At 68.0% G+C, this 24,081-nt stretch carries 26 protein-coding genes; 3 read left to right on the top strand and 23 right to left on the bottom strand.

Features of this window, described 5'->3' with window-relative positions; genetic code table 11:
* The 3 genes from IZR01_RS06085 to IZR01_RS06075 all read right to left on the bottom strand — a co-directional run.
* Window positions 1-593 (bottom strand): GH25 family lysozyme (locus IZR01_RS06085; RefSeq protein WP_267254768.1); only part of this gene is annotated, 593 nt, incomplete at its 3' end.
* Between the two features lie 12 nt (window positions 594-605).
* Entirely contained in the window at window positions 606-1,136 is a 531-nt protein-coding gene (locus IZR01_RS06080; RefSeq protein WP_194923214.1) for a hypothetical protein, read from the bottom strand.
* 43 nt (window positions 1,137-1,179) lie between these two features.
* Complete coding sequence (locus IZR01_RS06075) at window positions 1,180-1,530, bottom strand: hypothetical protein (protein WP_194923213.1); 351 nt, start codon at window positions 1,528-1,530, stop codon at window positions 1,180-1,182.
* Here IZR01_RS06075 and IZR01_RS06070 point away from each other — a divergent pair.
* Complete coding sequence (locus IZR01_RS06070; RefSeq protein WP_194923212.1) at window positions 1,505-1,756, top strand: hypothetical protein; 252 nt, start codon at window positions 1,505-1,507, stop codon at window positions 1,754-1,756. The two genes, IZR01_RS06075 and IZR01_RS06070, sit on opposite strands and share 26 nt — an antisense overlap.
* Here the strand turns inward: IZR01_RS06070 and IZR01_RS06065 are convergent.
* The 9 genes from IZR01_RS06065 to IZR01_RS06030 form a co-directional block, all read right to left on the bottom strand.
* Window positions 1,717-2,277 (bottom strand): hypothetical protein, encoded by a 561-nt coding sequence (locus tag IZR01_RS06065; RefSeq protein WP_194923211.1) that lies wholly within the window; start codon window positions 2,275-2,277, stop codon window positions 1,717-1,719. The genes IZR01_RS06070 and IZR01_RS06065 overlap by 40 nt on opposite strands.
* Window position 2,278: 1 nt before the next feature.
* Window positions 2,279-2,812, bottom strand: a complete 534-nt coding sequence (locus tag IZR01_RS06060) for a hypothetical protein (RefSeq protein WP_194923210.1) — start codon at window positions 2,810-2,812, stop codon at window positions 2,279-2,281.
* Window positions 2,813-2,853: 41 nt separating this feature from the next.
* Complete coding sequence (locus IZR01_RS06055; RefSeq protein ID WP_194923209.1) at window positions 2,854-3,384, bottom strand: hypothetical protein; 531 nt, start codon at window positions 3,382-3,384, stop codon at window positions 2,854-2,856.
* Window positions 3,385-3,404: 20 nt separating this feature from the next.
* Entirely contained in the window at window positions 3,405-5,978 is a 2,574-nt protein-coding gene (locus IZR01_RS06050; protein ID WP_194923208.1) for a hypothetical protein, read from the bottom strand.
* A gap of 64 nt (window positions 5,979-6,042) precedes the next feature.
* Window positions 6,043-6,486: a hypothetical protein gene (locus IZR01_RS06045; protein WP_194923207.1), complete on the bottom strand. Its 444-nt coding sequence runs from the start codon at window positions 6,484-6,486 to the stop codon at window positions 6,043-6,045.
* Between the two features lie 33 nt (window positions 6,487-6,519).
* Entirely contained in the window at window positions 6,520-10,455 is a 3,936-nt protein-coding gene (locus IZR01_RS06040; RefSeq protein WP_194923206.1) for a phage tail tape measure protein, read from the bottom strand.
* A 48-nt stretch (window positions 10,456-10,503) separates the two neighbouring features.
* Window positions 10,504-10,977: a hypothetical protein gene (locus IZR01_RS06035; protein ID WP_194923205.1), complete on the bottom strand. Its 474-nt coding sequence runs from the start codon at window positions 10,975-10,977 to the stop codon at window positions 10,504-10,506.
* Between the two features lie 27 nt (window positions 10,978-11,004).
* Window positions 11,005-11,130: a hypothetical protein gene (locus tag IZR01_RS52125; RefSeq protein ID WP_267254767.1), complete on the bottom strand. Its 126-nt coding sequence runs from the start codon at window positions 11,128-11,130 to the stop codon at window positions 11,005-11,007.
* A 98-nt stretch (window positions 11,131-11,228) separates the two neighbouring features.
* Window positions 11,229-11,573 (bottom strand): hypothetical protein, encoded by a 345-nt coding sequence (locus IZR01_RS06030; protein ID WP_194923204.1) that lies wholly within the window; start codon window positions 11,571-11,573, stop codon window positions 11,229-11,231.
* 102 nt (window positions 11,574-11,675) lie between these two features.
* Between IZR01_RS06030 and IZR01_RS06025 the strand changes: the two genes are divergently transcribed.
* Entirely contained in the window at window positions 11,676-12,806 is a 1,131-nt protein-coding gene (locus IZR01_RS06025; RefSeq protein ID WP_194923203.1) for a hypothetical protein, read from the top strand.
* Between the two features lie 15 nt (window positions 12,807-12,821).
* Here the strand turns inward: IZR01_RS06025 and IZR01_RS06020 are convergent, their stop codons facing one another.
* From IZR01_RS06020 to IZR01_RS05985, 8 genes are all read right to left on the bottom strand, one after another.
* Window positions 12,822-13,979 (bottom strand): phage tail tube protein, encoded by a 1,158-nt coding sequence (locus IZR01_RS06020; RefSeq protein WP_194923202.1) that lies wholly within the window; start codon window positions 13,977-13,979, stop codon window positions 12,822-12,824.
* The gene (locus IZR01_RS06015; RefSeq protein WP_194923201.1) at window positions 13,976-14,215 is read right to left on the bottom strand and encodes a hypothetical protein; all 240 of its coding nucleotides are present in this window, start codon (window positions 14,213-14,215) and stop codon (window positions 13,976-13,978) included. The genes IZR01_RS06020 and IZR01_RS06015 overlap by 4 nt, the downstream gene beginning before the upstream one ends.
* Window positions 14,216-14,759: 544 nt before the next feature.
* Window positions 14,760-15,245 carry a hypothetical protein gene (locus IZR01_RS06010; RefSeq protein ID WP_194923200.1) on the bottom strand — a complete coding sequence of 162 codons (486 nt, stop codon included), beginning with the start codon at window positions 15,243-15,245 and terminating at the stop codon, window positions 14,760-14,762.
* A 4-nt stretch (window positions 15,246-15,249) separates the two neighbouring features.
* Window positions 15,250-16,266, bottom strand: a complete 1,017-nt coding sequence (locus IZR01_RS06005; protein WP_194923199.1) for a hypothetical protein — start codon at window positions 16,264-16,266, stop codon at window positions 15,250-15,252.
* The gene (locus IZR01_RS06000) at window positions 16,266-16,928 is read right to left on the bottom strand and encodes a hypothetical protein (protein ID WP_194923198.1); all 663 of its coding nucleotides are present in this window, start codon (window positions 16,926-16,928) and stop codon (window positions 16,266-16,268) included. Before IZR01_RS06000 ends, IZR01_RS06005 begins: the two co-directional genes overlap by 1 nt.
* A 126-nt stretch (window positions 16,929-17,054) precedes the next feature.
* The gene (locus IZR01_RS05995) at window positions 17,055-17,336 is read right to left on the bottom strand and encodes a hypothetical protein (RefSeq protein WP_194923197.1); all 282 of its coding nucleotides are present in this window, start codon (window positions 17,334-17,336) and stop codon (window positions 17,055-17,057) included.
* A 490-nt stretch (window positions 17,337-17,826) separates the two neighbouring features.
* Window positions 17,827-19,188 carry an SU10 major capsid protein gene (locus IZR01_RS05990; RefSeq protein ID WP_194923196.1) on the bottom strand — a complete coding sequence of 454 codons (1,362 nt, stop codon included), beginning with the start codon at window positions 19,186-19,188 and terminating at the stop codon, window positions 17,827-17,829.
* A gap of 142 nt (window positions 19,189-19,330) precedes the next feature.
* Window positions 19,331-21,181: a hypothetical protein gene (locus tag IZR01_RS05985; RefSeq protein ID WP_194923195.1), complete on the bottom strand. Its 1,851-nt coding sequence runs from the start codon at window positions 21,179-21,181 to the stop codon at window positions 19,331-19,333.
* 75 nt (window positions 21,182-21,256) lie between these two features.
* Between IZR01_RS05985 and IZR01_RS05980 the strand changes: the two genes are divergently transcribed.
* Window positions 21,257-21,526: a DUF8825 domain-containing protein gene (locus IZR01_RS05980; RefSeq protein WP_194923194.1), complete on the top strand. Its 270-nt coding sequence runs from the start codon at window positions 21,257-21,259 to the stop codon at window positions 21,524-21,526.
* Window positions 21,527-21,530: 4 nt separating this feature from the next.
* On the opposite strand, the gene IZR01_RS05975 is transcribed toward IZR01_RS05980, so the two are convergent.
* From IZR01_RS05975 to IZR01_RS05965, 3 genes are all read right to left on the bottom strand, one after another.
* Window positions 21,531-21,920 carry a hypothetical protein gene (locus tag IZR01_RS05975; RefSeq protein WP_194923193.1) on the bottom strand — a complete coding sequence of 130 codons (390 nt, stop codon included), beginning with the start codon at window positions 21,918-21,920 and terminating at the stop codon, window positions 21,531-21,533.
* 18 nt (window positions 21,921-21,938) lie between these two features.
* On the bottom strand, window positions 21,939-22,256 hold the full coding sequence (locus IZR01_RS05970; RefSeq protein WP_194923192.1) for a hypothetical protein: 318 nt from the start codon (window positions 22,254-22,256) through the stop codon (window positions 21,939-21,941).
* Between the two features lie 268 nt (window positions 22,257-22,524).
* Complete coding sequence (locus IZR01_RS05965) at window positions 22,525-24,060, bottom strand: phage portal protein (protein ID WP_194923191.1); 1,536 nt, start codon at window positions 24,058-24,060, stop codon at window positions 22,525-22,527.
* Window positions 24,061-24,081: the final 21 nt, after the last annotated feature.

The raw sequence follows: 24,081 nt of genomic DNA, 5'->3' as shown, positions 1-24,081 counted from the left end.
GGGCCGGGGCTGGTGCCGTTGATGAGGTCGGCCAGCTGCGCGGTGGTGCCGCGGTAGGCGTTGAAGTCGACGTGCTGCCCGCCGTAGGGCTGGGCGTCGGTGTACTGCCAGATCAGCGGGCTGGTCCCGCCGTAGGAGTTCCAGTTCGGATCGGTGTCGGAGTAGCCGCCGGGGTAGCCGGAAGCGACGATCGCCACACCGAAGGCGGCGAGGTTGCCGCCGACCTGCTCCCAGAACCAGCGGGGGAAGTAGGCGCCCCAGACCCGGCCGCCGAGGGAGCGCATGCGGACAATGAAGTCCAGGCAGTCGGCCACGCCGGGCTTGGAGTCGCCTTCGGTCTCCACGTCGAGCATCACCGGCGTGGCGCCGACCATCGAGAAGCAGTACTCGGCCTGCGCCGCGCCGTTGCCGGCCTTCAGGAAGTGGTAGGCGGAGAACACCGCGCCGACCCGGGCGGCCTGGTCCTTGAAGTTCTGGTACTGCGCGTCGCGGTAGTAGGTGCCTTCCGTCGCCTTGGCGATCACGGCGACGGTGCCAGGCTGGATGACCAGCCCAGCCTCGTAGGAGCTGATGTCGGGGAAGAACACGGTCATGTCGCGGGTGCCCTATTCAGTTGTGCCGGTCGGCGCCTGGACGGCAGCGACCGGGGATGTGCGGGCCATGGAGTCCAGGCGGGTGTGCAGCCCGGACAGGGAATCGGAGTGCTCACCGAGCCGCGCGAGGGCGTTGGTGAGCGCGTCGTCCTGAGCCGCCAGGTGCTGCTGGATCTCCAGGGAGGTGTGCAGTACGGCTTCGGCGTCCAGGAACGTTCGCTCGTCGCGGTCGTCGGCGTGGGCGGCGGAAATCCGGTCGCCGAGCAGGATCACCGACAGCAGGACCAGTTGGAGGAACGTCTGGGCGGTCCAGCCGACGATGACCAGCAGGTCGCCGCTGGCCAGGGCGGCCGGCAGGGACACCAGGGCGAGCGCTGCGAAAACGTAGGCGCACCACATGGTTCCCACACCGCGGGTGACGGCCAGGGCCAGGCGGTTGTTGAACACCGCCGCGCGGCCTGCTCGGGGGTCTGGCCGGTCCGCAGTGCCGGTGCGGGTGCGGGCGGCGATGTGCGGGTGTGGAACGTGGTGGAACAGCGGCACAGTCAGGGTCCTTATTCAGTTGTCGCTCCGGGTCGGGAGGTGGCTATCCGGTCACAGGGCTGCCCGGCGTGGTCGGGTCGGGGGTTGTGCCGCGGGCTGCGGTGTCGGCGACCAGGACGGCGACGTGGGCAACGGTGCGCTGCACCTCGGCCAGGACCGCGCTGTGGTCGGCCAGGACTGTGGTGTGCCGGTTCTGCTCGACGGCGATCCGGTCGACCTGGTCGCGCAGGGAGCTGCCATGGTTGGGGACCAGCTCGATCGAATGCTTCTCGATCTGCTCGACGGCATGCATGATGCGGCGGGTGTGACGGCCGCCGCGGACCAGCACGGTCCAGGCCGCCCCGGCCACGGCGGTGACCGAGGCGGCCGTGACGGACCAGGCTTCGACATTCAAGATCAGGCCTCGTATTCAGTTGTCAGCGTCGGTCTCTACGCCGGATCAGGCGGTGGAGGAGGCGGGCTGCGGCTCGGGCGACGGCGGCGGCCTGGCGGGCGGCGGGGATGGCGGTGATGGCCAGCAACGTGACGCTGCCGTAGACGAAAAAGACCACGAGACCAACGCCGAAAAGGGCATCGGTCATCAGGTGCTGACCCACTGGATGTACATGCGTGAGCTGTAGTAGCCCTGGCCGGTAGTCAGGCCGGCCGCTACGGCGCTGGTGACGAACAGCTGGATGAAGTCTCCGGCGGACATGGTCAGGTACGTGGAGATCTGCACGATGCCGCCGCTGCGGTAGGTGGTGTTGGTGTCGAAGTACATCCGCACCGGGCCGATCAGCCCGCCGGTGCTGGAGCCGTTCGTGCCGATGCTGAGTTCGGCCCATGGGTAGCTGCCGGGGTTGGAGGGTGTCGGGTAGATCCCGACCTGGCCGGTGACGTGGTAGACGCCGGGCAGTTGGCAGAAGTACTGGGTGTTGTTGACGGTGGCGCTGTGCGCGCCGGCGTTGTCGAAGCCGCTGTCGAAGGCGATCGGGACGTATCCGCTGCCGATCGACTGGACAGTGTTTTGGATCAGCCAGGCGTAGGGCCGGTTGCCGAGGAAGTTGGCGCCGGGATTGATCTGCGAGTTCCACAGCGCGGCTGTGCCGGTCTGCCCGACCGTGACCCTTCCGGGGATCGGCAGCGGGTACAACGGGGGCATATCAGTTGCCCACCCATCGGATGCCCATCCGGGCTTGGTAGTAACTGATGCTGGTGCTCAGGGTGGTGCCGGAGTCCTGATAGAAGGAGGCCTCAACGTAGTCTCCGATGTTCATCGGGATCTCGACCTGGGCGCTGCCGACGAAGCTGCCGGCGCCGTAGCTGGAGGGGGCGAGTAGGTGCAGGACCCAGTACGCGCCCCCATTGAGGACGATCGCCAGCGAACGCTCGCCGCCGCCTGCGGATCCGCCCTCCAGCGAGCCGAAGACGCAGATGTGGTAGAGCCCGGGGATTGGGGCGGTGTATCGGGACGGGTTGGTGGTGATGCTGTGTCCGGCGTCCGAATCCCGAATCGCGTTGTCGAACAAGATGCGAGTGGCGCTGGCCGAGGGAACCGATTGCAAGGTGTTCTGGGTCAGCAGTGCGGTTGGCGGGTGGCTGTGGAAGCCGACGGCGTACTGGTACTGGTTCCACAGCGCGGCGGTGATCGGCTGTTCCGGCGAGGCCTGCGGCACGTAGGGGGCGGCTCGGGCCATGGCGTCTCCTGCGAGCTATGAAGTTGTGGGGTGCTGCGCGGCTACAGGCCGATCCAGCGGACGGACAGACGGCAGCCGGTGGTGACGAATCCGGTGGACTGGGCCGCCCCGGAGGTTTGGTAGAGCTGCAACTGGACGTAGTCGCCTGCGGCCATCGGGATCAGCGCAGACAGGCTGTGCTGGAATCGCACCGGGGATGGGGACGCCGGAATCCACAGCTGCGCCCACTGGCTGTTGTTGGTGACCAGCGAGGGGTTGACGATAGCGCCGCCCGCCCCGGTCCAGGCCAGGTTGGTCATCCCGCAGACGTGGTAGACCCCTGGGGCGGGGGCGGTCCAGGCGTCGCCCTTGGCGGTCATCTTGTGGCCGTTGTAGTCGTCACGAATCGTGGTGTCGAAGGAAATCGCGATCGTCGAGTTCCCGGACGGGATGGACTGGGCGACGGTCTGCTGCAACAGCGCCAGCGGCGGGTTGCGCATCCAGGCGTCCACCGCCGCCGGCGAGGCGTTCCAGGTGCCGGATGCGAACACCGCTTTGGTGGCGGCCGTGACCGGCGCGGGATACCCGGTCACGGCAGACCTCCGAAACAGTGTCAGTAGGCGAAGACGAAGTTGTCGAAGGTGGAGGTGTCGAACACGCCGTAGCCAGTGGTGTCGGCCGGGGAGATCTGCACCGTCAGGCGGGCGTCGCCGGTGATGTCGGCAGCCCAGGCGATGTTCTCCACGAACCCATCGACAACCACCGGGGCAGCCGGGGCCGGCGGGCGGCGCACGGCCTTGGCGCGGTCGCCAAGGTCCAGGCCGAGGACCACCGGCCACATCGCAGGGTTGGCCGACGGGTTCACCGTCATGGAGGCCACTCGCACCCGCGACGTCTTGTACCGCACCACCAGGAACTGGGCCTTGTCCTGGCACTCCTGGGTGTTGCTGGCTTGCGAGGTGACCTGCCGGTCCCGGGTGCCGTTGGCGATCTGCGAGGGAAAATCGGAGGCGGTGAACACCACGCCGGAGGCGGAGTGGGTGATCTCGGCCAGGTTCGTCACCAGCGTCGGGTCGTAGTCGAAGACCGGCTGGTCGAGGTACGGCCACTCCCCTCCTGCGGTGTTCTCCCCGAACACCACGGTCGACGGGGCCGGGTTCCAGCGGGCGGAGCGGGCCTGAAGCACCAGGTTCCCGGCCGCGTCGACGAACATCACGCCGCCTTCGGTGTCGGTGACCGCTTGCAGGGCCGTGCCCGCGTCGGTGTCGGCGATATCCACCGCCGGCGACAGCGATTCCGAATCGCCGCTGTCGACCCAGGCCGGGCCGTTCCATCCGGCGGAGCCCAGGATCCGGGAGAACCGGTCCCCCGAGCTGTCGCCCGCCCATCCGGTGGCGAAGGCGTTGTAGATCGCATCTATTTGGTCGGTGGACAGCACGCCGGGCCATTCGATGGCCAGGGCGATATCGCCGACGAAGTTGTATTGGCACTGGTCGGGGTAGTACGCGCCCCAGAACGACGCGCCGATCACGTCGTCGCGGAATCCCCCGGCTGGGAACGCGGTGTAGGCCGGGGTCGCCGCCGTCGCGCGGCTGCTGTAGTTCAGTCCTCCGCCCAACTCGGTGCCGTCGGCCGTCAGGTAGAAGAACGCCAGGTTCCAATCGCCCAGCGAGGCCTTGCCCAGGGCCTCCATCGACGCCGTGCCCTGATGGTTGGGATCGGCGATCACCGCGTAGACCGTCAGGTCCGGGCCGACCAGCAAACCGGCGGCTGCCTTCACACCGGCGCCGGGGCCAGGGTTGGGCAGCGAGGCCATCCAGACCGAGGAGTACACCGCCGGGGCCGCGGTGATCCGGAACGCGATCATGCGGGTGAAGCCGCCCGCGCCGGGGCCGATCGCCCCGGAGTTGGCCGGCGGCAGCCGAATGTACGACATCCCCACGTTGGCGTTGTTCGTGCCCGGGGTCGCCGGGCCGGAGAAGTTGACCACGGTGGTTCCCGCCGGGCACACGAACACGCCCCCCGGGGTCGCCGAGGTACGCGCGGTACCGGAGGTGACAGTGCCGGCGCCGAACAGGTTCACGCCCACCTGGGCCACCGAGCGCTGCCCGACAGAGTCCACGAACCCGCCGCCGCCGTCGCCCAGCAGGTAGGCGAACGTCGGGAAGGGACCGCCTGCTGGTTTGAACGCCGCGGCCATGAACGGGTCGTCCAGCTTGGACTGCGACAGCAGCGCCAGCGCGTCCACGGCGGTGGCCTGCACCTGCCCAAGGGTTCCGCCGGCACGCCAGGACTGCGGGTAGCGCTCGATACCGCCGGTGAACAGGTTGTACCAGCGGCCCGGGACCGTGAACGTCGAGGCGCCGCTGTTCTGCTCGAACTGCGCCCCGTCGGCCTGGAGAAACCAGTCCCCTGCCGGGGCGACAGACAAGGTCAGCCCGAACACGACACTGGCCGCCCTGGCCGGTGCGGTAGCTGGCACCCCGGCGAATGACCAGGCGGCAGTCGGCGACCCCGTCAACGCGATCGCCGCAACCGTCGTGGTGGACACCGTGTTGCCGGCCGCGTCCAGCCACCGCAGGAACGGCACGACGGTCGGGTTCGCGCCGGTGGTGACCGAGCGGGACCGAATCGAGAACGCGAACGGCAACCCAGCCGAGCCTGCCGGCAGCGGGATCGGACCGTAGGTGATGACCGAGTTGCCGACGGCCGCGCCGTACGGCTCCACCTGCCACACCTGCGTGCCCGACCACGCCGTGCCGGTCGCGAACACCCTGGGGGTGTCCACATCCCCGGAGACACCGAAATCGGTACCCCAGGTCCCAGCTGCCAACCCGGACGTCTCACCACCGGTAGCAGCGTCCGGGTCCAGCAAGTTCACCGTGACCGGCCACTGCGCCCGCACCCGGAACGGCTGGTAGGGCACCACGTTCCCACCGACGGTAGAGGCGGTGTTGCCCGGGTCGAACAGCCCGTCGCGGTTGTCCAGCGTCCCGGACCAGGTGCCCGTGGTGACCTGGTCCAGTTCGTACTGCCGGCCGCGGTCGATGTTCCACGGCCCGATCAGCCGGTTGCTGATGTCCAGCCACGGCAGCAGGTTGTAGGAGTCAGCCGAGGCGCCGTAACCGATGTGCCCGGCCGGAGCCCACAGCACCTGGAACCTGGGCCAGTTCGGGTTCTGCGACACCTCGGCTCCCGCCGGTATTCAGTTGTGGACGTTCAGACCCGTCTGGCATCAGGGTGGGGGTGGGTCAGCCTGCGACAGCGGACAGGGTGATGGACGCCGGGGTCGGGTCGACTACCTCGAAGGTGAGGCTGCCGGACAGACCGGTCGGGTCGGTGGCGGAGACGGTGACCTGGCCCTGCGCTGCGCCGGTGAGGGTGGCCTTCAGCGTGGTCTCATCGGCGGTGAGGGTTCCGGAGGTGGCGGTGTAGGTGAGGGTGTCCGGGACGGGGACGCCGTCCTTGTTCTGGACGTCGGCGTTGATGAGGATCGGGTGGCCCTCGGGGAACTGGGTGCTCAAGACGGTCCTTCCGGTGATGGTGGCGGAGATGGTGATGGTCCGCGCGTGGCGGGGGTGTTCGGCCAGATCAAGGAGCTGCGCGACATCGCGGTGGATGTCGCGCAGCTCGGTCTCGACCTGGTCGAAGTCGCGGGTGTAGTCCGGCAGCGGAGGCCGGCGTCGGATTCTCAAGCACGGCTCCTGATACGAGGGGCGGGCGCGCCGCTAGGAGCCGCGTTTGCGCGCGGCCGAGTACGGCACGTAGGTGTTGGAGTTGCGCAGCCCGAAGCGGGTCATCGCGCTGATGACGGCCTGCTGCACGGCCGTCTCGGTGGAGAGCATCGCGCCTTGCACGGTGACCGGCACGACGATGGTCGTGCCTCCGGTCCCCGCACCGCCGACGGCCATGCCGCTCAGTGCTCCGCCGCGCGGTGCGGCCAGCATCGCCAGGGCCCGCGGGTCGATCGGGGCGCGGCCGGCGAGCATGTCCCGGGACAGGACGTACTCCCCGGCGTGCACGATCGCCGGTACCGCCTGGCCGGCACCTCCCGGTACCCAGCCGCCGATGTCGTAGCTGGCGAACAGCCGGTGACCGGAGCTGCCACCGCCGCTGCCGGTGATGGTCTGGATCTCGCCGAGCTTGTTCAGGGCGTCATCCAGGGTGCTGGAGTCGAGCTTGATCTTGGTGTCCACCTCCGGCGGGATCAAGCCGTAGGACTTGAGCAGGGCATCGACCTGGTCCTTGGACAGCCCAGCCTTGGTGGCGACCGCCTCCAACTGCACGACCTGATCGGCCATGGTCTTGTTGGCCGCAGCGATGTCGCCGCCTGCGTCGAGTTCCTTGTTGTGCATGTCCAGGATCGCGCCGGCCATGTCGGAGATCGCCTGGCGGTTGGCGATCGCGGCATCGGAGTTGGACTTGATGTCCGTGGCCGAGCCCTTGAAGTCGGTGGCGTTCTGCTCAAGGGCGGTGCTCAGGTCGTTGAACTGCTTCTGGAGCGAGTCGACCGACGTGCTCCTGGTGATCACATCGGACATGGCCTGGTACTGCGCTTTGGTGCGGTCGGTAGTGTCGGTCAGCTGCTTCAGCGAGTCGTCCAGGCCGCTGTTGGCCGTGGTGGCCTGGCTCGTGGTATTGATCCCCAGGGCCTGCTCGGCGTCGATCTGTGCCAGGGCCGCGTAGTACTGGGGGAAGTCGCGGTTGGCGTTGATCATCGCCTGGTGGTTGTCGCCGACCACGGAGCGGATCTGGTCGATCAGCGTCGCCGCTTGGTCGGCGTGCCCGGAGGACACCAGCTGGGCCAGTGCGCCGTCGTACGACTTCAGCGTCTCGCCGTTGGAGCCGTACTCCTGGTTGAGTTTGCCCAAGATCACGCCCATCTTGGCCATGGGGTCCATGGCCTGCGGGATCGCGGTCTTGAGCTGGTTCAGCCCGTCGACCATGTCGATCATGTTTTGGCCGTCGAACTTGTCCTTGACGTGCTGTGCCGTGTTGTCCCAGTTGTCGAACACCTTCAGGTCGACGGCCGCCTGCCCCAGACTCGCCGAGACATCGGACGTGCCGGACTTGCTGCGGGCCATGGCGGCGGTGAACTGGTCGACGCTGACCGAGGCGGTCTTGGCATCATCGGAGGTGGACAGCAGCGTCGACCCGAGCAGGGCGATACCAGCCACAACACCCCCGATGATCGGGAGTCCGGTAGCCAACCCACCCATCAGCCCGGTGCCCGCCGCCTCGGCGGCCTCGGCATCGGAGGCCATCGCCGTCGTTGAGGCCGCGAACCGGCCCTGCGCGGCGGCGGCGTCGGTGGCCGCGGCCTGCACGGCGGTGTCCGCGGCTGCCGCCTCCTCGGAGACGGCCGGGATCTGCATCCCCTGGATCGCCATGTTGAAGCGGTTGGCGGCGGCAACGGCTTCGGTGGCCGCAGTGTCCACGGCGTGCGCTGCCGCAGCCGAGTCCTGTTCGGCGACCTGGGCGTAGACGCCGTACTTCTCGGCGTTCACCTGCGCCGCCTCAGCCTCGGCGAGCATCGCCTGGCGCGTGGCCTGAGAAACACTGTCGGCGGCGCGGAACGCGCGCATCAGAAAGTCGGCACGCTCGGTGGCAGCTTCGGCCTCGGCCGCCGTGGTGATCATCACCTGGTCGGCGAGTTCGGCTTCTGCGATCCGCAGCTCGTGCATCGATACCGCGGTGGTGAGCGCCGCCCGGGAGGAGGCGATCAGCGCCGGATCGAACTCGCCGACGGCGATCCCGGCGTAGCGCAGCAGCGCCGAGGCGCCGGTCTGCACCGCCTCGGTGGTTGTGGACACCGCGCCGACGATGACCCGGCCGAACGCCAGCCCGGCCTCACCTGCGGTGGTCCAGGACGTCCTCACGTCCGTGAACACCTCGCCGATGGCGCCGGCCTGCCGCAGCGGGAACCCCACGATGGCCGCGGCCAAGTCCCCGACGGCCGAGATAGTCTTGAGCCCGGTGAGCAGCGCCCACTTGGCCGCCATCCCGCCGAGGAACACCTCGACGAAGAATTCGAACGCGCCCTGGTGGTCGGCGATCAGGTCGGCGAACCACTTGATGCCGGGGCCGACGACGTCGATGAGCACGTGCGCACCGGACAGCAGGTCGTGCCCGACGGTGCCGGCCACCGACTGCCCCAGGTTCAGCAGGATCGGCAGCACCACCGCCGCAGCGTCGCGCGCCTGGGTGGCGAACGTCGCGACGTCTTGGCCGACTTCGCGCACCGCTTCCCCGGCCTTGCGCCAGTTGGAGGTGTCCTGCGTGTCGGCCAGCGGTGCGCCGGCGTGGGTGTTCAGGTCGCCGGGGGCGAAGGGGTTCGCGGCATCTTTGCCTGGGCTGCCGGCTCCGGTGCCGGTAAGTCCGCCCCAGAACTTCTTCCAGGTCGCGGCGCCGGTGGTCTCCAGCCAGGACAGCCCGGCGGAGATCTTCGGGACCATGTAGTCGCCGACTTCGATCCCCACGTTGTGGAACCGGGCGCCGATCACGTCGAGTTGCTGGCGCAGCGTGGCTGAGTTACGTGTCCATGCCTGGTCCCAGGCGTCGCCGCTGGCCTGTGTGGTGACCTGGTTGTACTTGGTCTGGAGCTGGTCGAGCTGGGTGGTGAGCTCGGCGACGCCACGGAAGGACTTGCCGCCGCCGAACAGCTTCGTCAATAAGCTGTTTTGCGCGTCCTCGCTCATCCCGTGGTCGGTCATCGCCGACCGCAGGTGGCTCAGCGCGACGTAGACACCGTCGGGCTTTTGAAGATCGTCGGCAAGCTGGTTGACGGTCAGGCCGCTGGTCTTCAGGACGTCATTGAACGCCGACTGCGTGGACATGGCGTCCGAGGTGGACAGACCCAACTCGGACGTGAACTTCGCGGCCTGCTTGGACTGGCCGACCATCATCGCCAGCATCATCGACAGCCGGGTACCAGCCGTTGAGGCCGAGTCGCCCCGGTCGGTCAGGAAGTCAAGCGCGGCCCCGGCCGACATCAGGTCGACGTGCAAGGTCGCGGCGGTCGGCTCCCAGGCCTTGACGCTCCCGTTGAAGTCGGAGAACGTCATCATCCCCTGACCGACGATGGCGTTGACTTCGGCCATCGCCTTGGCCGGGTCACGCAGCTGGTCGCCGTAGCCGCGCATCACCGAGGTGAGCGCGACCGTCGTGTCCGTCAGGTCGGCGCCGGAGATCTTGGCGGCCTTCTCCGACTCCGCGACGATGTCAAGGGCCTGCGAAAGTCCGAGGCCTGCCGAGACCGGGTAGTACAGGGCTGCGGCGACCTGGTCCCCGGCGAACCCGGCCTGGTTGCCCAGGTCCAGGAGCTGCTTGTTCAGCCCGTCTGCGGTCAGGTGCGCGTCGGCGAGCTGCTTGGAGTCCAGGCCGGCCTGGGTGTAGAGCCGGGTGACCTGGGTCTGGAACGTGGTGGCCCAGCGCACCGACTCCGCGGCGCTCGCGGCGACCGCCAGCCCGACCGAGGCGGCGGCGACCTTGACCGCACCGAACCCGTCGGACAGTTCCCGGTTGGAGGCGCGGATGGCGTCGGCGTTCGCCATCTGCATCGCCGTGAAACGCTCACCGTTGACCGCAGCATCGGCCAGGGCAGCGTTGTACGGCGAGACGATTGCGCCGATCCGGACCGCGAAGTCGGCGATGACATCGGCCACCGCGGCCTCCCGGGCTGCTCGCTATTCAGTTATGTGTTGTGAACCTCCTCAGCGGAATCCCCAGGCGTGGCCGTTGCCCTTGCCCATCCACTGGTTGAAGCTGAACCCGCCGAGGTCCCTCTGCAAGGCGGTCGCCTCCCGCACCGCCTGCTTCAAGAACGGGTGGTCCTGCTCGTGCTCCAGGTATCCGCCATACACAGCGGCTTCGCGGTGCGTACCGTATGGAGTCTGGAACCCTTCGCGCGGACCGATCAGCACCGAGAAGGCGCCGTAGTCCCCGGCCTTCGGCGTGTCGTGGCCCATCGAGGCACGCAACGTCCCAGACCGGAACGCTGGCGGAGCCCCGTGCGGCGACGTCGACGGCCCGAGCACATCAGCTCGATACATCAACAGCAGCTCACGGGCCCGCGCCACGGCCGTGTCCGCAACCACCTCCAACATCCCCAGCATGGCCTCATCGGTCTCAGTGGCCATGCGGGAGAAAAGCTGGGTGAACAGCGTCGGCTCCAGGATGATCGCCATCGTCCTGTCCTCCCGACGCTGAATCAGTTAGCTGCCGCGCTCGTGGCGTTCCTTCTCCGCCGCCCGGCGGGCGCAGATCAGGTCCCAGGTGAAGCGGCGCACGTACCAGGGGGTTTCCTGGAGCTGGTGCCAGGTCCAACCCATCTCACGCATCACCTCGAAGTCGACGAGCTCCTCCGGCGGCGCCCCGGAATTCCACGTGCCCTCGTAGATGGACTCGGCGGGCAGCAGGACCTCCTCGACGTACGGGTCTAGCCCGCCGGGGTAGGGTCCGGCGACAGGGCCTTAGACAACGTCGTGCGGATCTCGATCGGGAGCTTGGCCACCAACTCGGGTGTAGCCGGCAGCGGCAGCGGCTCCTGATCCGGCCCAGCGCCAAACGCGTCGTAGACGTGCCAGTCGGTGACCATGCGGGCGATCGCCTCCCGGGAAAACCGCGCCGGGTCTTTAACCTCCTGCTGCCCGCCGTCCTCCGGGCCCGTCAGCATCTCCAGCGGCACCGTCTTGCGGTTACGCAGCACGACGTAGACCTGGTCCCCTGGCTCGGACAACTCCGGGAAGTCGTAGCGGATGGTGCGGTTGGCGTAGCCAGGCATGGCAGGCCCCTTCGATATTCAGTTGTTGACTGCCAGGGCCGGAAGACACCTAGCAGGGTGAATTGCTTTGACAGGGACGACGGCGCTGCTGAACCTCGTGCTATGAGGCAGATCAGCAAAGATCAACTAAAGGTGCGGTACAGCACTCGGCCGCCGGAAGGGCAGCCGAACGACGTCCGGCTCGCTGAGCACCTGGAGCTCGGGATCTCGGAGGTGTTCAAGCTCGGCGACGCCATTCAGGCTGACCTGGACCCCAAGGTGATGGGCATCGGGTGGTGGACCAGCTACACCGGCCTTGGCCAAAAGGAGAGGATCTATATCTCCGATCACCTGGTGGGAGCGGCCAGGGCGGTCTCCGGGAACGTGCTGGAGGGCGTTGCAGAGCGTCTGGAGTTGGGCTCCGCGATCGAGGACTTCCGGTACTACCTCAGCCGTGGGATCAAGAATGGCGAGGTGGTTGCGCCGCCACCGCGCGGACCGGCGGACGATATCTCCCCGCTGCGTACCACCGCCGCCATCTGCGGTGTTCTCCGAGCTTTGGCCAGCGCCTTGGACTGCCTGGGAACCTGTGTTGTCGGAGTTGCCGGGCTGTCGACTTCGATCGTAAGGGCGGATCTCGCGACAACGCGTAAACACCTAGACAAGGCGGCCACGCGGAATCCGCGACTAAGCCAACTCGCCGCCGACCTCACCGCGGCCATTGCAGCGGCGGGCCCGAGCGGGTGGATGACGTGGCTGATCGCGATGCGGAACACCGATGTGCACCGCGCCCGGCGGATCATGAACTTCAACGTCGTCCGCGGCGCCGGTAACGCCATCGAGGGCATCAACCTCAACCTGCCGAAGTCGCCGGAGCTCACTGAGATCCAGGCGTACGTCTACGCGGGCGGGGTGGCTGCCTCCCACTTCGAGGCGCCGGCGGAGGAGTTCCTTGACCATCTGATGGATTCCACACATGCCTTCCTCAATGCGGCGGCGCGGCTCCTTGAGGAGCTGTGGCGCGAGCGCCAACTGGATCACACGCTTGTGGAACAGCCCGCTTCCCAATGGGTTGACAGCCCTGCCCTGGTCTCCTCAACGCCCGCGTTCGGCGGGTACCCGGACATCGCGGCCAGCGACACGGCGCTACGCGCCATCGCCACCAGCGACGAGATGCGCGAGCGGCTTGAAGCTGCGGGCATGACGCTACGTGCTACGGGCGATCTGAAGCCCGCGCCACAGGTATGGCACTAGGTGCCGCCACGACCGTCAGTACGCGGTCTGGACGAAGTTCTTCACGGTGGCCTGGATGACGCCACCGCCGTCGGTGGCGTTGGCGATCCCGGATAGAGAGAACGACGCCGCCGCGTACGCGCCAGACAGGTCGCGCGCTCCCTTGTAGAACCCGGACTGGGACATGGTCAGTGCGAAGCTGGCACCGCCGAACGGCAGCGGCTGTGTCAGCGACGAGGTAGCCGGGCCTTGGATGTACTGCTGGTACAGGTTCAGGTCAGTCATGTTCTCGAAGATCGCCTTGTACGTGCCATCCGCCTCCATGGGCCCGGCGAAGATCTCCCGCGGGGCCTGCTGCCCGGTGGACAGGTGCAGCGCTTCGGTGGCGCGCTTCAGTGTGAGGTCCAGGCTGATGCCGCGGGTGGAGGCGGCGCCGGCGTTGCTCATCTGCCACTGCCACCCGAGCATCGGCGGCAACGTCGTGTACGGCTGGGCCATCGGGGTCTGTGGCGCCGACGGGTAGGACAGCATCTTGATGCTCAGCGTCACCGCCGACTTCGGGTCGATCTTGATCTGCATGTCGGAGATCGCCGCCGAGGAGAACCCGAGCGTGCCGATGGTGTCGAACACCGTCAGCGAGAACGTGGAGCGCTGGAACGCCGACTGCTTGAACAGGTGCACGGCCTGGGAGACCACGGTGGCGCCGACTGCGTGGGTCTTGGCCAGGCCGGCGCCGGAGCCAGTGGAGGTCAGCGGGGTCGAGTACGGGCCGGTGCCGGTGGGCACGCCGGTGATTGCGTACTCGACGGCCGCGCCGGTGTCGATGGCGATGGTGGAGCCGGCCGGGACGGATGCCGCTAGGGGGATCGAGTTGGCGCCGACGGCGGTTCCGGTGCCGGCGATGGTGGTGGAGATGCCGGGGGTGACGGTGTCCGGCCCGATCATGCCGCGCAGGAACATCCCGACGATGTCGGGGTAGCACATGCACTCAATGTCCCAGGTGGCATCGACCGTGCCCTGGTACATGCCGTGCAGGATCGAGTCGTCACCGCGGACCGACTCGTCCTTGAGCTGCGCGTACACGTCCTCGAAGGTGGCCTTAGTGAACGGGACGGCCATGGTCGGGGCCAGGTACTGCCCGAGGGCGAGTTCGCGGGCGATGCCGAGGGTGGCCGCGCGTGAGAGCTGGGTCATGCCGCAGCCCCCTCAGCCAGTGCGGCCTTCGCTGCTGGCCGGGCCGTCTCGGGCTCGGAGGCGGTGGGCGGCTTCTTGGCGGGGCGGTCCGGCCCGACCGGCTCGAAGCCGGCGATCGGAATCGGCCACTCCAGTGCCTCGCCCGGTTCGACCGCGGCGGACGGGTACACCTCGCCGTCTTCGGCGCGATGCTCGGGCACCTGCGCGGTGTGCGGGTGGGGGTTGCGGTAGCGCACGCGCCGCCTCCGATATGAAGTTGTCGATGTTCAGTTGTTGTTGGGTAAGAGCTACCGGCTGAAAAGGGTTAGCGACCTCACAGGGCTCAACCCCGCGCGGCCGTGCGCGGCGTTCACCCTTCATATGGCGCTGGCCTTGGGAAGGCTGGCGGGGCCCGCGAACGGTTCGTAGGAAACCTCCAAGATCCAGACCAAGATCTTCGTCCGCCCCGCTAAAGGCAATCTCGTGGTCGGCGAACCAGAGTGAAGCCATGGGTGACAGAGCTCTGACAACGAAGTCGCAGCATCGTGCGGTCGAAGATCGCCAGTCCTTGTATCGCGGTAGCGGCTGGAGGTGGACGATTCTTGCGCTGAGCTGGCTTATTGCCATGTCGATAGGGGCCTATATGGCTCGTCACAGCGCACTCGCGGTCGCCGGGATCTTCACTCTGGTACCGGCAACGGTCCTGGCCGCTGCCCAGGTCATGAAGGTACGTCAAGGAATGTTGACGACCGGCAGCAGCCACGCCGAGTTGGGAGCCGCTGAGTCCGACGATGAAGCAGGTCAGGCGAACAGCTCGAAGTCGTCAACGAAGTAGGAGATCGTGGCCTTGAAGATCCCCAGCGATACGGTCTCGGAGGCAGGGGTGAACGCCACGGTCACCATGCCGGGGTTCTCCCCTGCGGACAGGAACCGGCCGCCGTGGGAGTGGTCGTGGGGGAAGCCGCGGATCCGGGCGAGTACCTGCTCGATGGCGTTGTCGAGGTTCTGCTGGTCGGCCTCGGCTGAGCCGCCGGAGTTGTTCAGTGGCCACAGCGCGTGCAGCACCATCCGGTGCTTGGGCATGATCCGGATGTGGGCGGTCCGCTCCTCCGAGATCTGGGTGCGGGTCACGTATAGCGAGGTCTTCATCGTGGCCGGCACCCGAGGCCAGTAGCCGGAGACGATGCCGAACGGCCCGCCCGCGCTGGCGTTCAGAGCGGGCAGGCCGTCACCAGAGGTGTTCAGCCACTCGGTTTCGCGGGACACCACGTCGGCGGTGGAGGGCATCGCATCATCCCCAACCGCCGGAGTTGAATGTGGAGTTGTCGCCGTCGCGCGCGATCAGGTACGCGATGATCTTCTGTTTCTTGTCCGGGTCCATGTGGGCCCAGCGGGCCTTGAGTTTGGCGCGCTGCTTGGCCTGCCACTGCGGGGACATGGTGGACCACTTCGGGTGCATCCATTTCCCGGTCTTGGCGTGGTTCTTCCAGATCAGGTACATGATCACCTTGTCCCGCTTCTGCGGGTCCATGGTGTGCCAGCGCTGCTTCAGTGCCGCGCGCAGCCGCGCCTGGTGGGCCGGGGTCATGGTCGACCACTTGCGGTGTGTCCACACCCCGGTCTGCTGGTAGCGGCGCCACGCGAGGAACCCGAGGATCTTGTCTTTCTGCTCCAGGGACATGTGGGCCCAGCGCTCGCGGGCGGCCTTGGCCAAGGCGGCTTTCTGGGCGGCGGTCATCTGCTCGCCCTTGATGTGGAACCACTGGCCCGTTTTCAGGTAGTGCTGGTAGCGCAGGAACCGCAGCACCTTGATCCGCTGCGCCTCGGACATCCCCGACCAGCGGGCCTTCATCCGCGCCGACAGCTTCGCCCGCCCGGCCGGGGTGAGCTGGATGTGCCGGCCCTTCATCCGCGCTGAGAGCTTGGCGCGTGCCGCCGCGGACATGTGGCGGCCCTTCATCCGGGCGGCAAGTTTCGCCCTCGCCGCCGCGGACATGTGCCGGCCCTTCAACCTCGCCGACAGCCGGGCCCTGGCCTCATCGGACAGGCGGTGTTTGCGGGTGGTGGCCCGGTGGATCGCCCGCTGGTGCTGCCCGACCCGCCGCACCCGGTAGCGGTGTTGGTGTCGGATCTTGTGGCCGGGCCTGCGTCGGTAGGCGGGGCGGCCGGTGCGGTGGTGCAGGGCGTTGGAGTAGCCGCGGCGTACCCGGCGCTGCCGGGACGGCAGCTGGTAGGCGGGGCGGTTCCGGCGCCGGTATTTGCTGTGTGCGCTGCGGGCAGGGGTGCGGCGTCTGCGTCGGCGGGCCATCAGTTGGGCCGCACGTAGGACACGAGGATGTCCACGGCCTGCCCGCGCAGGGTGTCCGCGTCATGCTGGGTGGTGCCGGGCCGCAGCTCGGTGACCGCCAGGTGCGCGGCCATCAGCCGACACGCCCTGGACAGGGATGCCGGGACGGTGGCGTAGCCGCCGGAGTAGGTGACCCGGATCAGCGACCCCGTAGGCAGGTAGGTGCCCAGTGGGAACCACACGTGCCCGGAGTCCGGCTCCGGGCCGACCAGCCGGGACGGCTCGATCAGCTGGGATCCGCCGAAACTGCGCAGGATCAGCACCTGGACGTCGGAGTAGGTCCACATCTCCGGGTAGCGCGGCGCGTACTGGTCCAGGTAGACGTGCCGGATCAGGGACGTCGTTCCCAACGCCGCGGCGTAGGAGGCCCCGACCACACCCTGCGGATCAATCGGGATCCCACCGGCATCGCCGTACTCATCGGGGTCCACACCCGAGGCCCGGTGGGACTCGACCAGGCCGGTGAATAGGGCCAGGCGGCGGTCGGTCTCGTCCTCGCACATTCGGGTCGCATCGACCAGGAACTCCTGCACCACGTCGGGGTCGAAGTGGACGAACAGGTCCGCGAAGGGACCGCCCATCAACTGGGCGACCGTGGCCAGCGGCGTGACGGTGTCGGTCACCTGGCACCGTCACATTCCCCGGCGCGCGGCCGGACAGCACGAAGGCCCCCGCAACAGCGGGGGCCAGGGGAGTCAGGATGAGGCAGTTAGTGGGCGGTCACGCGCGGCTGGCCGCCGGTTCGGCAGCTACTTCGCAGGCGCCGGGTCTTCGGGCTTAGCGCGCGGCGCGCGGGCGGTCGACGGCTTCGACTCCTTGTCGGCAGGCTCCGGCGGCTTGGCGGTCTCGACAGCCTCGGTCTCCGCCTGGACGCTCGCGTTCTCGATGATGGCGAACCCGCCGTCGGGGATGCGGACCAGCATCAGGGCGTGCGCGACGGGAACCGCGATCACGGCGCCGTCGGTCGGCCAGGTGTGACCGGCCGAGTCGGTCCCGGCGTGGGATTTGCGGACGTTGACCATGTCGGGCATCAGCCGGGTGCTCCTTGAACTGGCGGCGGTGGAAGTCAGAGCCCTGGGTCGCGCGCCCCAGAGCCGATACGTGTCCGCGCCCGGCGAAGGGTGGCGGATCCGCATTCCGTGTCGCGCGGCCGGCAGCCGTGCCCACGTGTGAGTGGAGAAGCAGAAGGGGTGGTCCCGTGGCGCGCCTTCTCCAGGCGCGTTTCCAGGCGCGCCGCGCGCCACGGGACGATCAAAGGTTGGCCGGGCCCCGGAGCTGTTCGGGGCCCGGCCGGTGTGCGGGGCGTGCCGGCCATTGGTTGGCAGCCTGCGCACAGCTGGTGGATATGCACCCGTTTCTAGTTCCCAAAGCTCGAACGCCGTCGTAACGTGCTTCGAACGGGACGTGCGGTCTCAAGTCGCACTGAGGCCCACACCTGGCAGAGATGCCGCTCAGATGCCCGCTCCACACCCCCCGGGTGGAGCGGGCATCGCTTGTCTGGTGGACGGTATCCCCGAGTTCCTACAGCTGGACGCCGACCCGGGACACCCGGCCGACGAACTTCGCCGCGCGCACACCCAGGGTGGTGTCGGTGATCAGCGCGTATGGCATGGAGTCCGGGCTCTGGGCGGTCGGGTACAGGTCCAGCGGCTTGTACTGCCGCACCCAGGGCCGGACCAGGTTCTGCGGGTCGCGGCTGATCAGGAAGATGTTCTCCAGTCCCTGCCCGCCGGGCCCGATGCCGGTGTTGGTGCCGTAGTAGGTGGTGGGCGCGATGCCCGGGACGGTGCCGCCGTTGGAGGGGATCAGGGCTGTGCCGGTGTCGGTGATGGTGGTGGTCATGATCGGGGTGATGCCGTCGGCCGCCAGGCCCACGGTCGCGTCGACCCAGCCCAGTAGCGTCTCACCGCCGGCCGCGGTGCCGCGCCACACCTTGAACAGGGTGGGCTGGGCACCTTCCAGACCACTGGGAATCGCGAAGGACAGCGCCACGGAGCCGGTCGCACCGGTGGTGGTGGCGGACACCTCGGCGGACGGGGAGATCTCACCCTGCCGGGCGATGACCGGGGAGATCCGGTAGAAGTACTGCCCCGCCGCGAGCGACCCGCCGTTGGCTGACGGGGTCGCGGTCACCGTACCCATTGACAGCGCGCGGGCCTGGAGGAAGGACGACTTCAGGATCGGGATGTCGCGGTAGGACATGACGTTCAGGCCGGGGGCGATCTCCACCTTGTCGACGAACCGCTGCTGCGGCGTGAGCAGGTTCGCGATCTTGGAGTTGCCGGTGGAGGACATGACCAGGGCCCACGGCGAGTTGCCGGTGGGCTCGGCCGCGTTCGTCTCCACCATGTCGATCAGCCGGTCCAGCACAGACAGGTTCAGGGAGGCGCCGTTGGCGTCGATCGCGTTCTGGTTGGCGCCTCCATAGTTGGAGACCATCGTGTCCAGACCGTCGAACTGTGGGCGCGGACCGGCGGCGGAGCAGGCGGAGTTTGCCCACAGCAGCGCGGTCTCCAGGTCCCAGGTCATACCCCGAATGGAGCCCTTTATTTCCGTTTCGCGAAGATTGACCAGCTGCTGAGTGACCTCCTGGGCGTAGCCGGTAACGCTGCCCACGGTCTGGAAGTGCGACATCTTGAACTGGTTTTGGACGTAGGAGCCGTTGGAGGTCGGGGAGGCGCCGCCGTCGCTCACCCAGCCGCCGGAGGCGACCTGGGTGCGGGTGTTGAAGTTGTAGACGTCGGTCGGCCAGGAGATGTTCGGGATGGCGGTGACCAGCGGGGAGTAGCGGCGCTGGAGCTCCACCATCACCGGGTCGATCACCTTGGGCAGGAACGGGGATGCGCCGACGGCGTTGAGCGCCTCGCGCAGTTCGGCAGTCAAGGGGGCACCTCAATACTTTGATAGTCACGGGAGTGACCATCGCTGCCGTAAGGCACCATCCCCAGGCACGGGGGTGTGGCGGTCTAGGACGTACGGCTACCGCCGCAGGGTCATGCAGGACTTCGTGGTGCAGGCGTCGCGCTCAGGCGCGCGGGACGCGGCCGTTGAGGACGTAGGACTCCAGCTGCGGGAAGGCGTACTTGGAGAACTCGGCCTCGGTGTACTCGTGCAGCGGCTTGTTCGGCCAGCTCTCCGGAAGGCCGTTCCCGTTCAGCGCCACACCAGCCGTCGCACCCGGCGCAGTACCGGGGGCGGTCGCGGTCAGGCCCTTGCGTCCACCGCCGAGCTGCCCGGACTCGACCAAATCCTGCACGCGCACGGCAACCTGCTCGGAGACCAGGCGCGCGATGCGCTGGTCCTCGGTCTCGGCCACCGGCGCCGGTGCGGCAGCTGCCTGAGCCTGCACCGCAGCGGTCTGTGCCGCCGCGGCCTGCGCCACGACAGCCGCACCAGCCGGACTTCCGATCAGGCCCGCCAGCACGGCGAGCTGATCGGCGGTCGGCGCCACTGCGGCTTCGGCGACCGGCGCGGCCGGCGCCGTCTCGACCGGCACCGGCGCCGCAGCCGGGGTCGGGGCCGGGGCCGGGGCGATCGCCGCGACCAGCTTGCCGATCATGTCGGTGAGCTTGTCGAGCTTGTCCGGCTCAGCGGCGGCCGTGGCCGCGCCGGCGGCAGGTGCGGTATCGGCCGGCGCGGAACCGGCGGTCTGGTTTGTCGGCTCCTCGGCCACAGCATCGTCCTTCTCATGTACGGGGTCAGGGGTGTCCGGCGCCGGGTTCGGCGCGGCAGAAGTAGATGGGGCAGCAGCCGCGGTCTCGGCGGCGCGCGCCGCCGGGGCGGCCTCGGTGCCGTCGGCGGGGATGTCGATATCGGCGTCCAGGTCGGGGTCGATGGCCTTGATCGCGGCGAGGGCGCCGGTCATGGCGGCGCGACCGACCGCGTCCAGGTCGTGCGGATCCAGCTGGTAGCAGGAGACGCTGACTTGGGTGGGGCCGTTGGTCAGGCAGATCCGGTAGGTGCCGCCGAACCCCGGGGTTCCGTCCCCCGCGTCTTCGGCGACGGTCCGGGTTGGGGCTTCGATCAGCAATCCGGCCGTGGAGTCGGTGTAGACGCCGAACTCGGTCAGTGCCTTGACGGTGCGGCCGCGGACGCGCTTGAGCTGGGCGGCGGTGTACTGCCGGGCGGTGCCGGTCTTGCGTAGCGCAAACCAAGCACGCTTGGCGTTCTCTGCTGTGTCCAGCGGGAAACGCTTAGCACCGCCGGGTAGGTAGTCACCGCGGTCGGCGTATGCGATCGGGGCGTGCCCGGTAGCGGCCGGCGCCGGTTCGACGGGGTCGGCGGTCTCGACGAACTCGGGGTCCGGCGCGGCCTCGACGATCCCGAACTCGACTGTGCTCTCCCAGCTCTTGCCGGAGTTCGGCGCCGCCGGCGGAACGTTCGGCACCTCGGCCGCCGACACGACCACCGCATGCGCACCGAAGACACCGGGGTTCGCGGTGAAGTCCAGGCCGTCGATCTCCAGATCGTCGGCGGTCTCCACCTGCGTGCCGTTGTCGGTGGTGGCCTTGCGCGGCGGGGCTGCCCAGCGGCCCCGGATCGACACGCCGCGCAGCGCCGCCGAGGTGTCCGTTTCGGAGGTGGGCAACAGCCCGGCGATGGTGGGTCCGTGGCCAGCGTCGGCGATCTCGCCTTCGTAGCGGGCGGCGCCGGTCTCGTCCTGCCAGATGCGGGTGACCCGACCGACGATGCGGGTGGAGTCATCCCCCGCGCCGTGGTGGGTGCGCATCGTGATCGGCGAGTCCCCGCTGTTGATGCGGGTGTTGGCGCGCTCCACCAGCTTGCTGATGTTCTGGTTGGTGTACAGGCGGTTGTTGCGCGAGACACCGGGGGCGATCGCGACACCGGTGATACGCGCCAGCGGCGGCTTGGCCACGCCGGACTCCTCGATATGAAGTTGTTGTTTGACCTGCACCTTCAGGAGCTACACGCGGGCGTAGCATGATCGGCTGTGGCCGATGATGACGTTCCCGAAGACGTGGTGCAGTTGAAACGGTCGTTTTGGGCAGCCGATAAGAAGTGCGCGGACTTGGCTGACCGGCCCGACAGCCCGGACCCGGAGGTTCAGGCGGCGATGAGTGCCGAGTTGGCTGCGGCCCGCGCCGAGCGGTTGAGAATCACGACGGATCTGTACGCGCACCCGTGGTGGGCGACACAGAGCAACCGCTATCAGGCCGACCGGAAGGTGGCCGCAGCTGCGAAGACACTCGATTCCGCCTGAGCGGCTATCTGCCAGTCACGGTGATCTGGATGCCGGCCGCCGTCGCGCCGGCTCCGGTCATTGTGACGGTGACCTGTCCGGTCGCGGACAGCACCAGCCCGGTGCTGTGCAGTCCGCCGGAGACGGTGTAGGTGCCGGCTGCGGTGACCACCGCGGTCTTCACCATCGCAGCGATCGGGTTGCCGGCCGGGTCGACGCCGTCCAGCTGCACCATCAACGACGGGTTGGTACCGGACAGTGCGCCGGGCGGGACGGTGACGGCCAGCAGCACGTCGGTGCTGGCGGACAGATCGACCGGGCCTGACGACACCACTCCGGCGACGAAGTCCTCGAACCCGTTGACCGCCGAGTTGAACAGGGTGACCGCGTTGGGGGCGTACACCGGGTTGGACACGGGGCATCCCTTCTCGGCTCAGCCGATCACTTTGGGTAGGAAGCAGGGGACGTCCATGGCGCGCAGCGGATGGGTTGGCAGCGTGACCGGCTCCAGCGCCGACATCGGGACGGGGTCCTCCGCAGAAATTTCGTCGCCAGCGGTTACCGGTTGGGTGCCGTCCTGTGCTGGTTGAAGCCCCGCATTTACGTTTGCGTCAGGATGGTTCGTTAACGGCATTTCCGGTTCACCCTTTCCGATCTTCGTCTGCTGATACGTTTGGCCCAACGTCAGCGCAACCTCCTGCTGGTGAGCCCTCGCGAGGCCCACAAGCTGGTGAGCCTCCCTGAGGTCCACGACGAGAGGAGGTCGAGATGGCCAACATCGATCCAGGTGACCGGTGGTTCCGCATCGCGGCGGTGCTGCTTCAGCTGGCTCAACTGGGGGTCACCATCGCAATGCGCTGACGGTGGCAAGGGGTGCGTCCGATCTGTAGTCGGACGCACCCCGGCTTGTGTGGGCAGCTCACCATGGCAGGAGCGTTGCCCTTGTCAAATGACTCTAGACCGTGCAGCGCTCACCCAGGATGAATCCGAGAAACCCGCCGTTGGCAGAGCTGTCCCGGTCATGCCGAGGCCTCGACCTGTTCACGGTCAACATCCCGCGCTTCAACTGCTCGCAACGCCGCGGACAGGTCTGCCAAGCCCGCGAGCATCGCCCGCGCCCAAGGCGGCACGTACTCGAACTCGGCCGTCTCTCCCATGCCGGTGAGTGGCTTGGCCAGGCGGCCGTTGAGGTCGGCGGCGGGGTTGGCGGAGATGGTCGGGTCCTGAGCAGCGACGCCGGGCGCGCGCTTGGCCAGGACCATCGCCTCGGACATGACGGCGATGTCTTTCCACAGCACCAGGTTCTGCCGGTCGACCAGGACTGCGGCGTCACCGCCGGGCACCGGGGGCTCCCCGATCTCAGCGCGGTACCTGTTCAAGGTCCAGGAGCCGTTGCGCAGCCGGGCGTCGCGGATGTCCTCCACGACCTTGGAGTCCCGCCAGTCGATGTCACCGAACTTCAACCGCCACCCATCGATCTTGAAACCGTTCCTGACCAGGTGGAAGTTCAGCTTCTCCAGGATGATCTCGGCGATCGGTGCGCAGGTGTTGACGCGGAATGTTCTGTCCTGGGCCTCACCGGTACCCGCACCCAGGTGCCCGGCCTCAATCACGCCGCCCTTCGCGGGCGGGACACCGTAGACCGCAAGGATCTCGTCCCGCTTCTGGTCATGGAAGCTGATGGCGTCGACGATACGGGCCGGGGCCAGTTCCTGGACGTGGGCGCCGCCCTTGGTAATGATCGGGCGGCCGACGTTGTCCGAGCCGAGGTTGCGTTGGGCGTACATCGCATCCCAGCGGCGCACATCGGAGGAGGACATCCCGGCCGGCATGTCCACATGCACCGTGGGAGGGTTGCCTCTCCTGAATACCTGCTTGCTGTTCCCGGCGGCGAACAGCCAGCAGGTGATCGGCAGCATCGCCGCCTGCGTCGGGGACAACCCGAACACCCCGGTCCCCACGCTGTCGTAGGGGATGTGGATGACCTCGCGCGTCTCGAAGGTCGCGCGCTGCCCGTATTCGGTGACCTGCACGTACCCGGATATGAGACCGTGGGCGTCGGCGATCGGATAGATGCTGGGGCAGTCCAGGTTGTACAGGGCCACCGGCTGATCACCAACCCAAACCAGCTCCAGGTAGGCGTCGCCGTACACCAGCAGGTCCACGATCACCCCACGCATCACCTGCCGGATGTCGTCACGCTGGTTGCACCAGGCGAGCATCCTCTCCAACGCCAAGACGTTCGCGGGCTTGGTCGGCTGAGACTGGTCGCCCTGCCCGGTGTCGGTGTCCCAGTCGGTGACGAGGCCGCCCGCGGTGATGGTGCGGACGATGGCGTTGACTGCGGAGAAGGACCAGGGGCAGGCCACGTAGGCGTCGTGCAGGGTCTTCAGTGCGGTGCGGCGGTCGGCCGGGCCGGCGTTGCCGATGCCCTGGTCGTACTCGCTGATCCCGGTGTCCGGGATGCCGTACTCGAAGCCCTTGCGTTCAAACTGTGTCGAAGTGTAGACAATGTCTTTATTTGGGCGGCGGCGCAGTGCGGCACGTAGACCCACGGCGTCGCCGCCCCTCTGTAT

The organism is Catenulispora pinisilvae, from assembly GCF_015356865.1.
Classification (GTDB): Bacteria; Actinomycetota; Actinomycetes; order Streptomycetales; family Catenulisporaceae; genus Catenulispora; species Catenulispora pinisilvae.
Note: the sequence above shows the minus strand (reverse complement) of the source record. Positions and strands in the feature narration are given on the sequence as shown.

Excerpts from the sequence above, each read along its gene's own strand:
- IZR01_RS06035 (WP_194923205.1), bottom strand. The coding sequence starts at position 10,977 with ATGGCGATCATCCTGGAGCCGACGCTGTTCACCCAGCTTTTCTCCCGC.
- IZR01_RS06020 (WP_194923202.1), bottom strand. The coding sequence starts at position 13,979 with ATGACCCAGCTCTCACGCGCGGCCACCCTCGGCATCGCCCGCGAACTC.
- IZR01_RS06025 (WP_194923203.1), top strand. The coding sequence starts at position 11,676 with ATGAGGCAGATCAGCAAAGATCAACTAAAGGTGCGGTACAGCACTCGG.
- IZR01_RS06030 (WP_194923204.1), bottom strand. The coding sequence starts at position 11,573 with ATGCCTGGCTACGCCAACCGCACCATCCGCTACGACTTCCCGGAGTTG.
- IZR01_RS06005 (WP_194923199.1), bottom strand. The coding sequence starts at position 16,266 with ATGGCCCGCCGACGCAGACGCCGCACCCCTGCCCGCAGCGCACACAGC.
- IZR01_RS05995 (WP_194923197.1), bottom strand. The coding sequence starts at position 17,336 with ATGCCCGACATGGTCAACGTCCGCAAATCCCACGCCGGGACCGACTCG.
- IZR01_RS06010 (WP_194923200.1), bottom strand. The coding sequence starts at position 15,245 with ATGCCCTCCACCGCCGACGTGGTGTCCCGCGAAACCGAGTGGCTGAAC.
- IZR01_RS52125 (WP_267254767.1), bottom strand. The coding sequence starts at position 11,130 with ATGCGTGAGATGGGTTGGACCTGGCACCAGCTCCAGGAAACCCCCTGG.
- IZR01_RS06065 (WP_194923211.1), bottom strand. The coding sequence starts at position 2,277 with ATGCCCCCGTTGTACCCGCTGCCGATCCCCGGAAGGGTCACGGTCGGG.
- IZR01_RS06060 (WP_194923210.1), bottom strand. The coding sequence starts at position 2,812 with ATGGCCCGAGCCGCCCCCTACGTGCCGCAGGCCTCGCCGGAACAGCCG.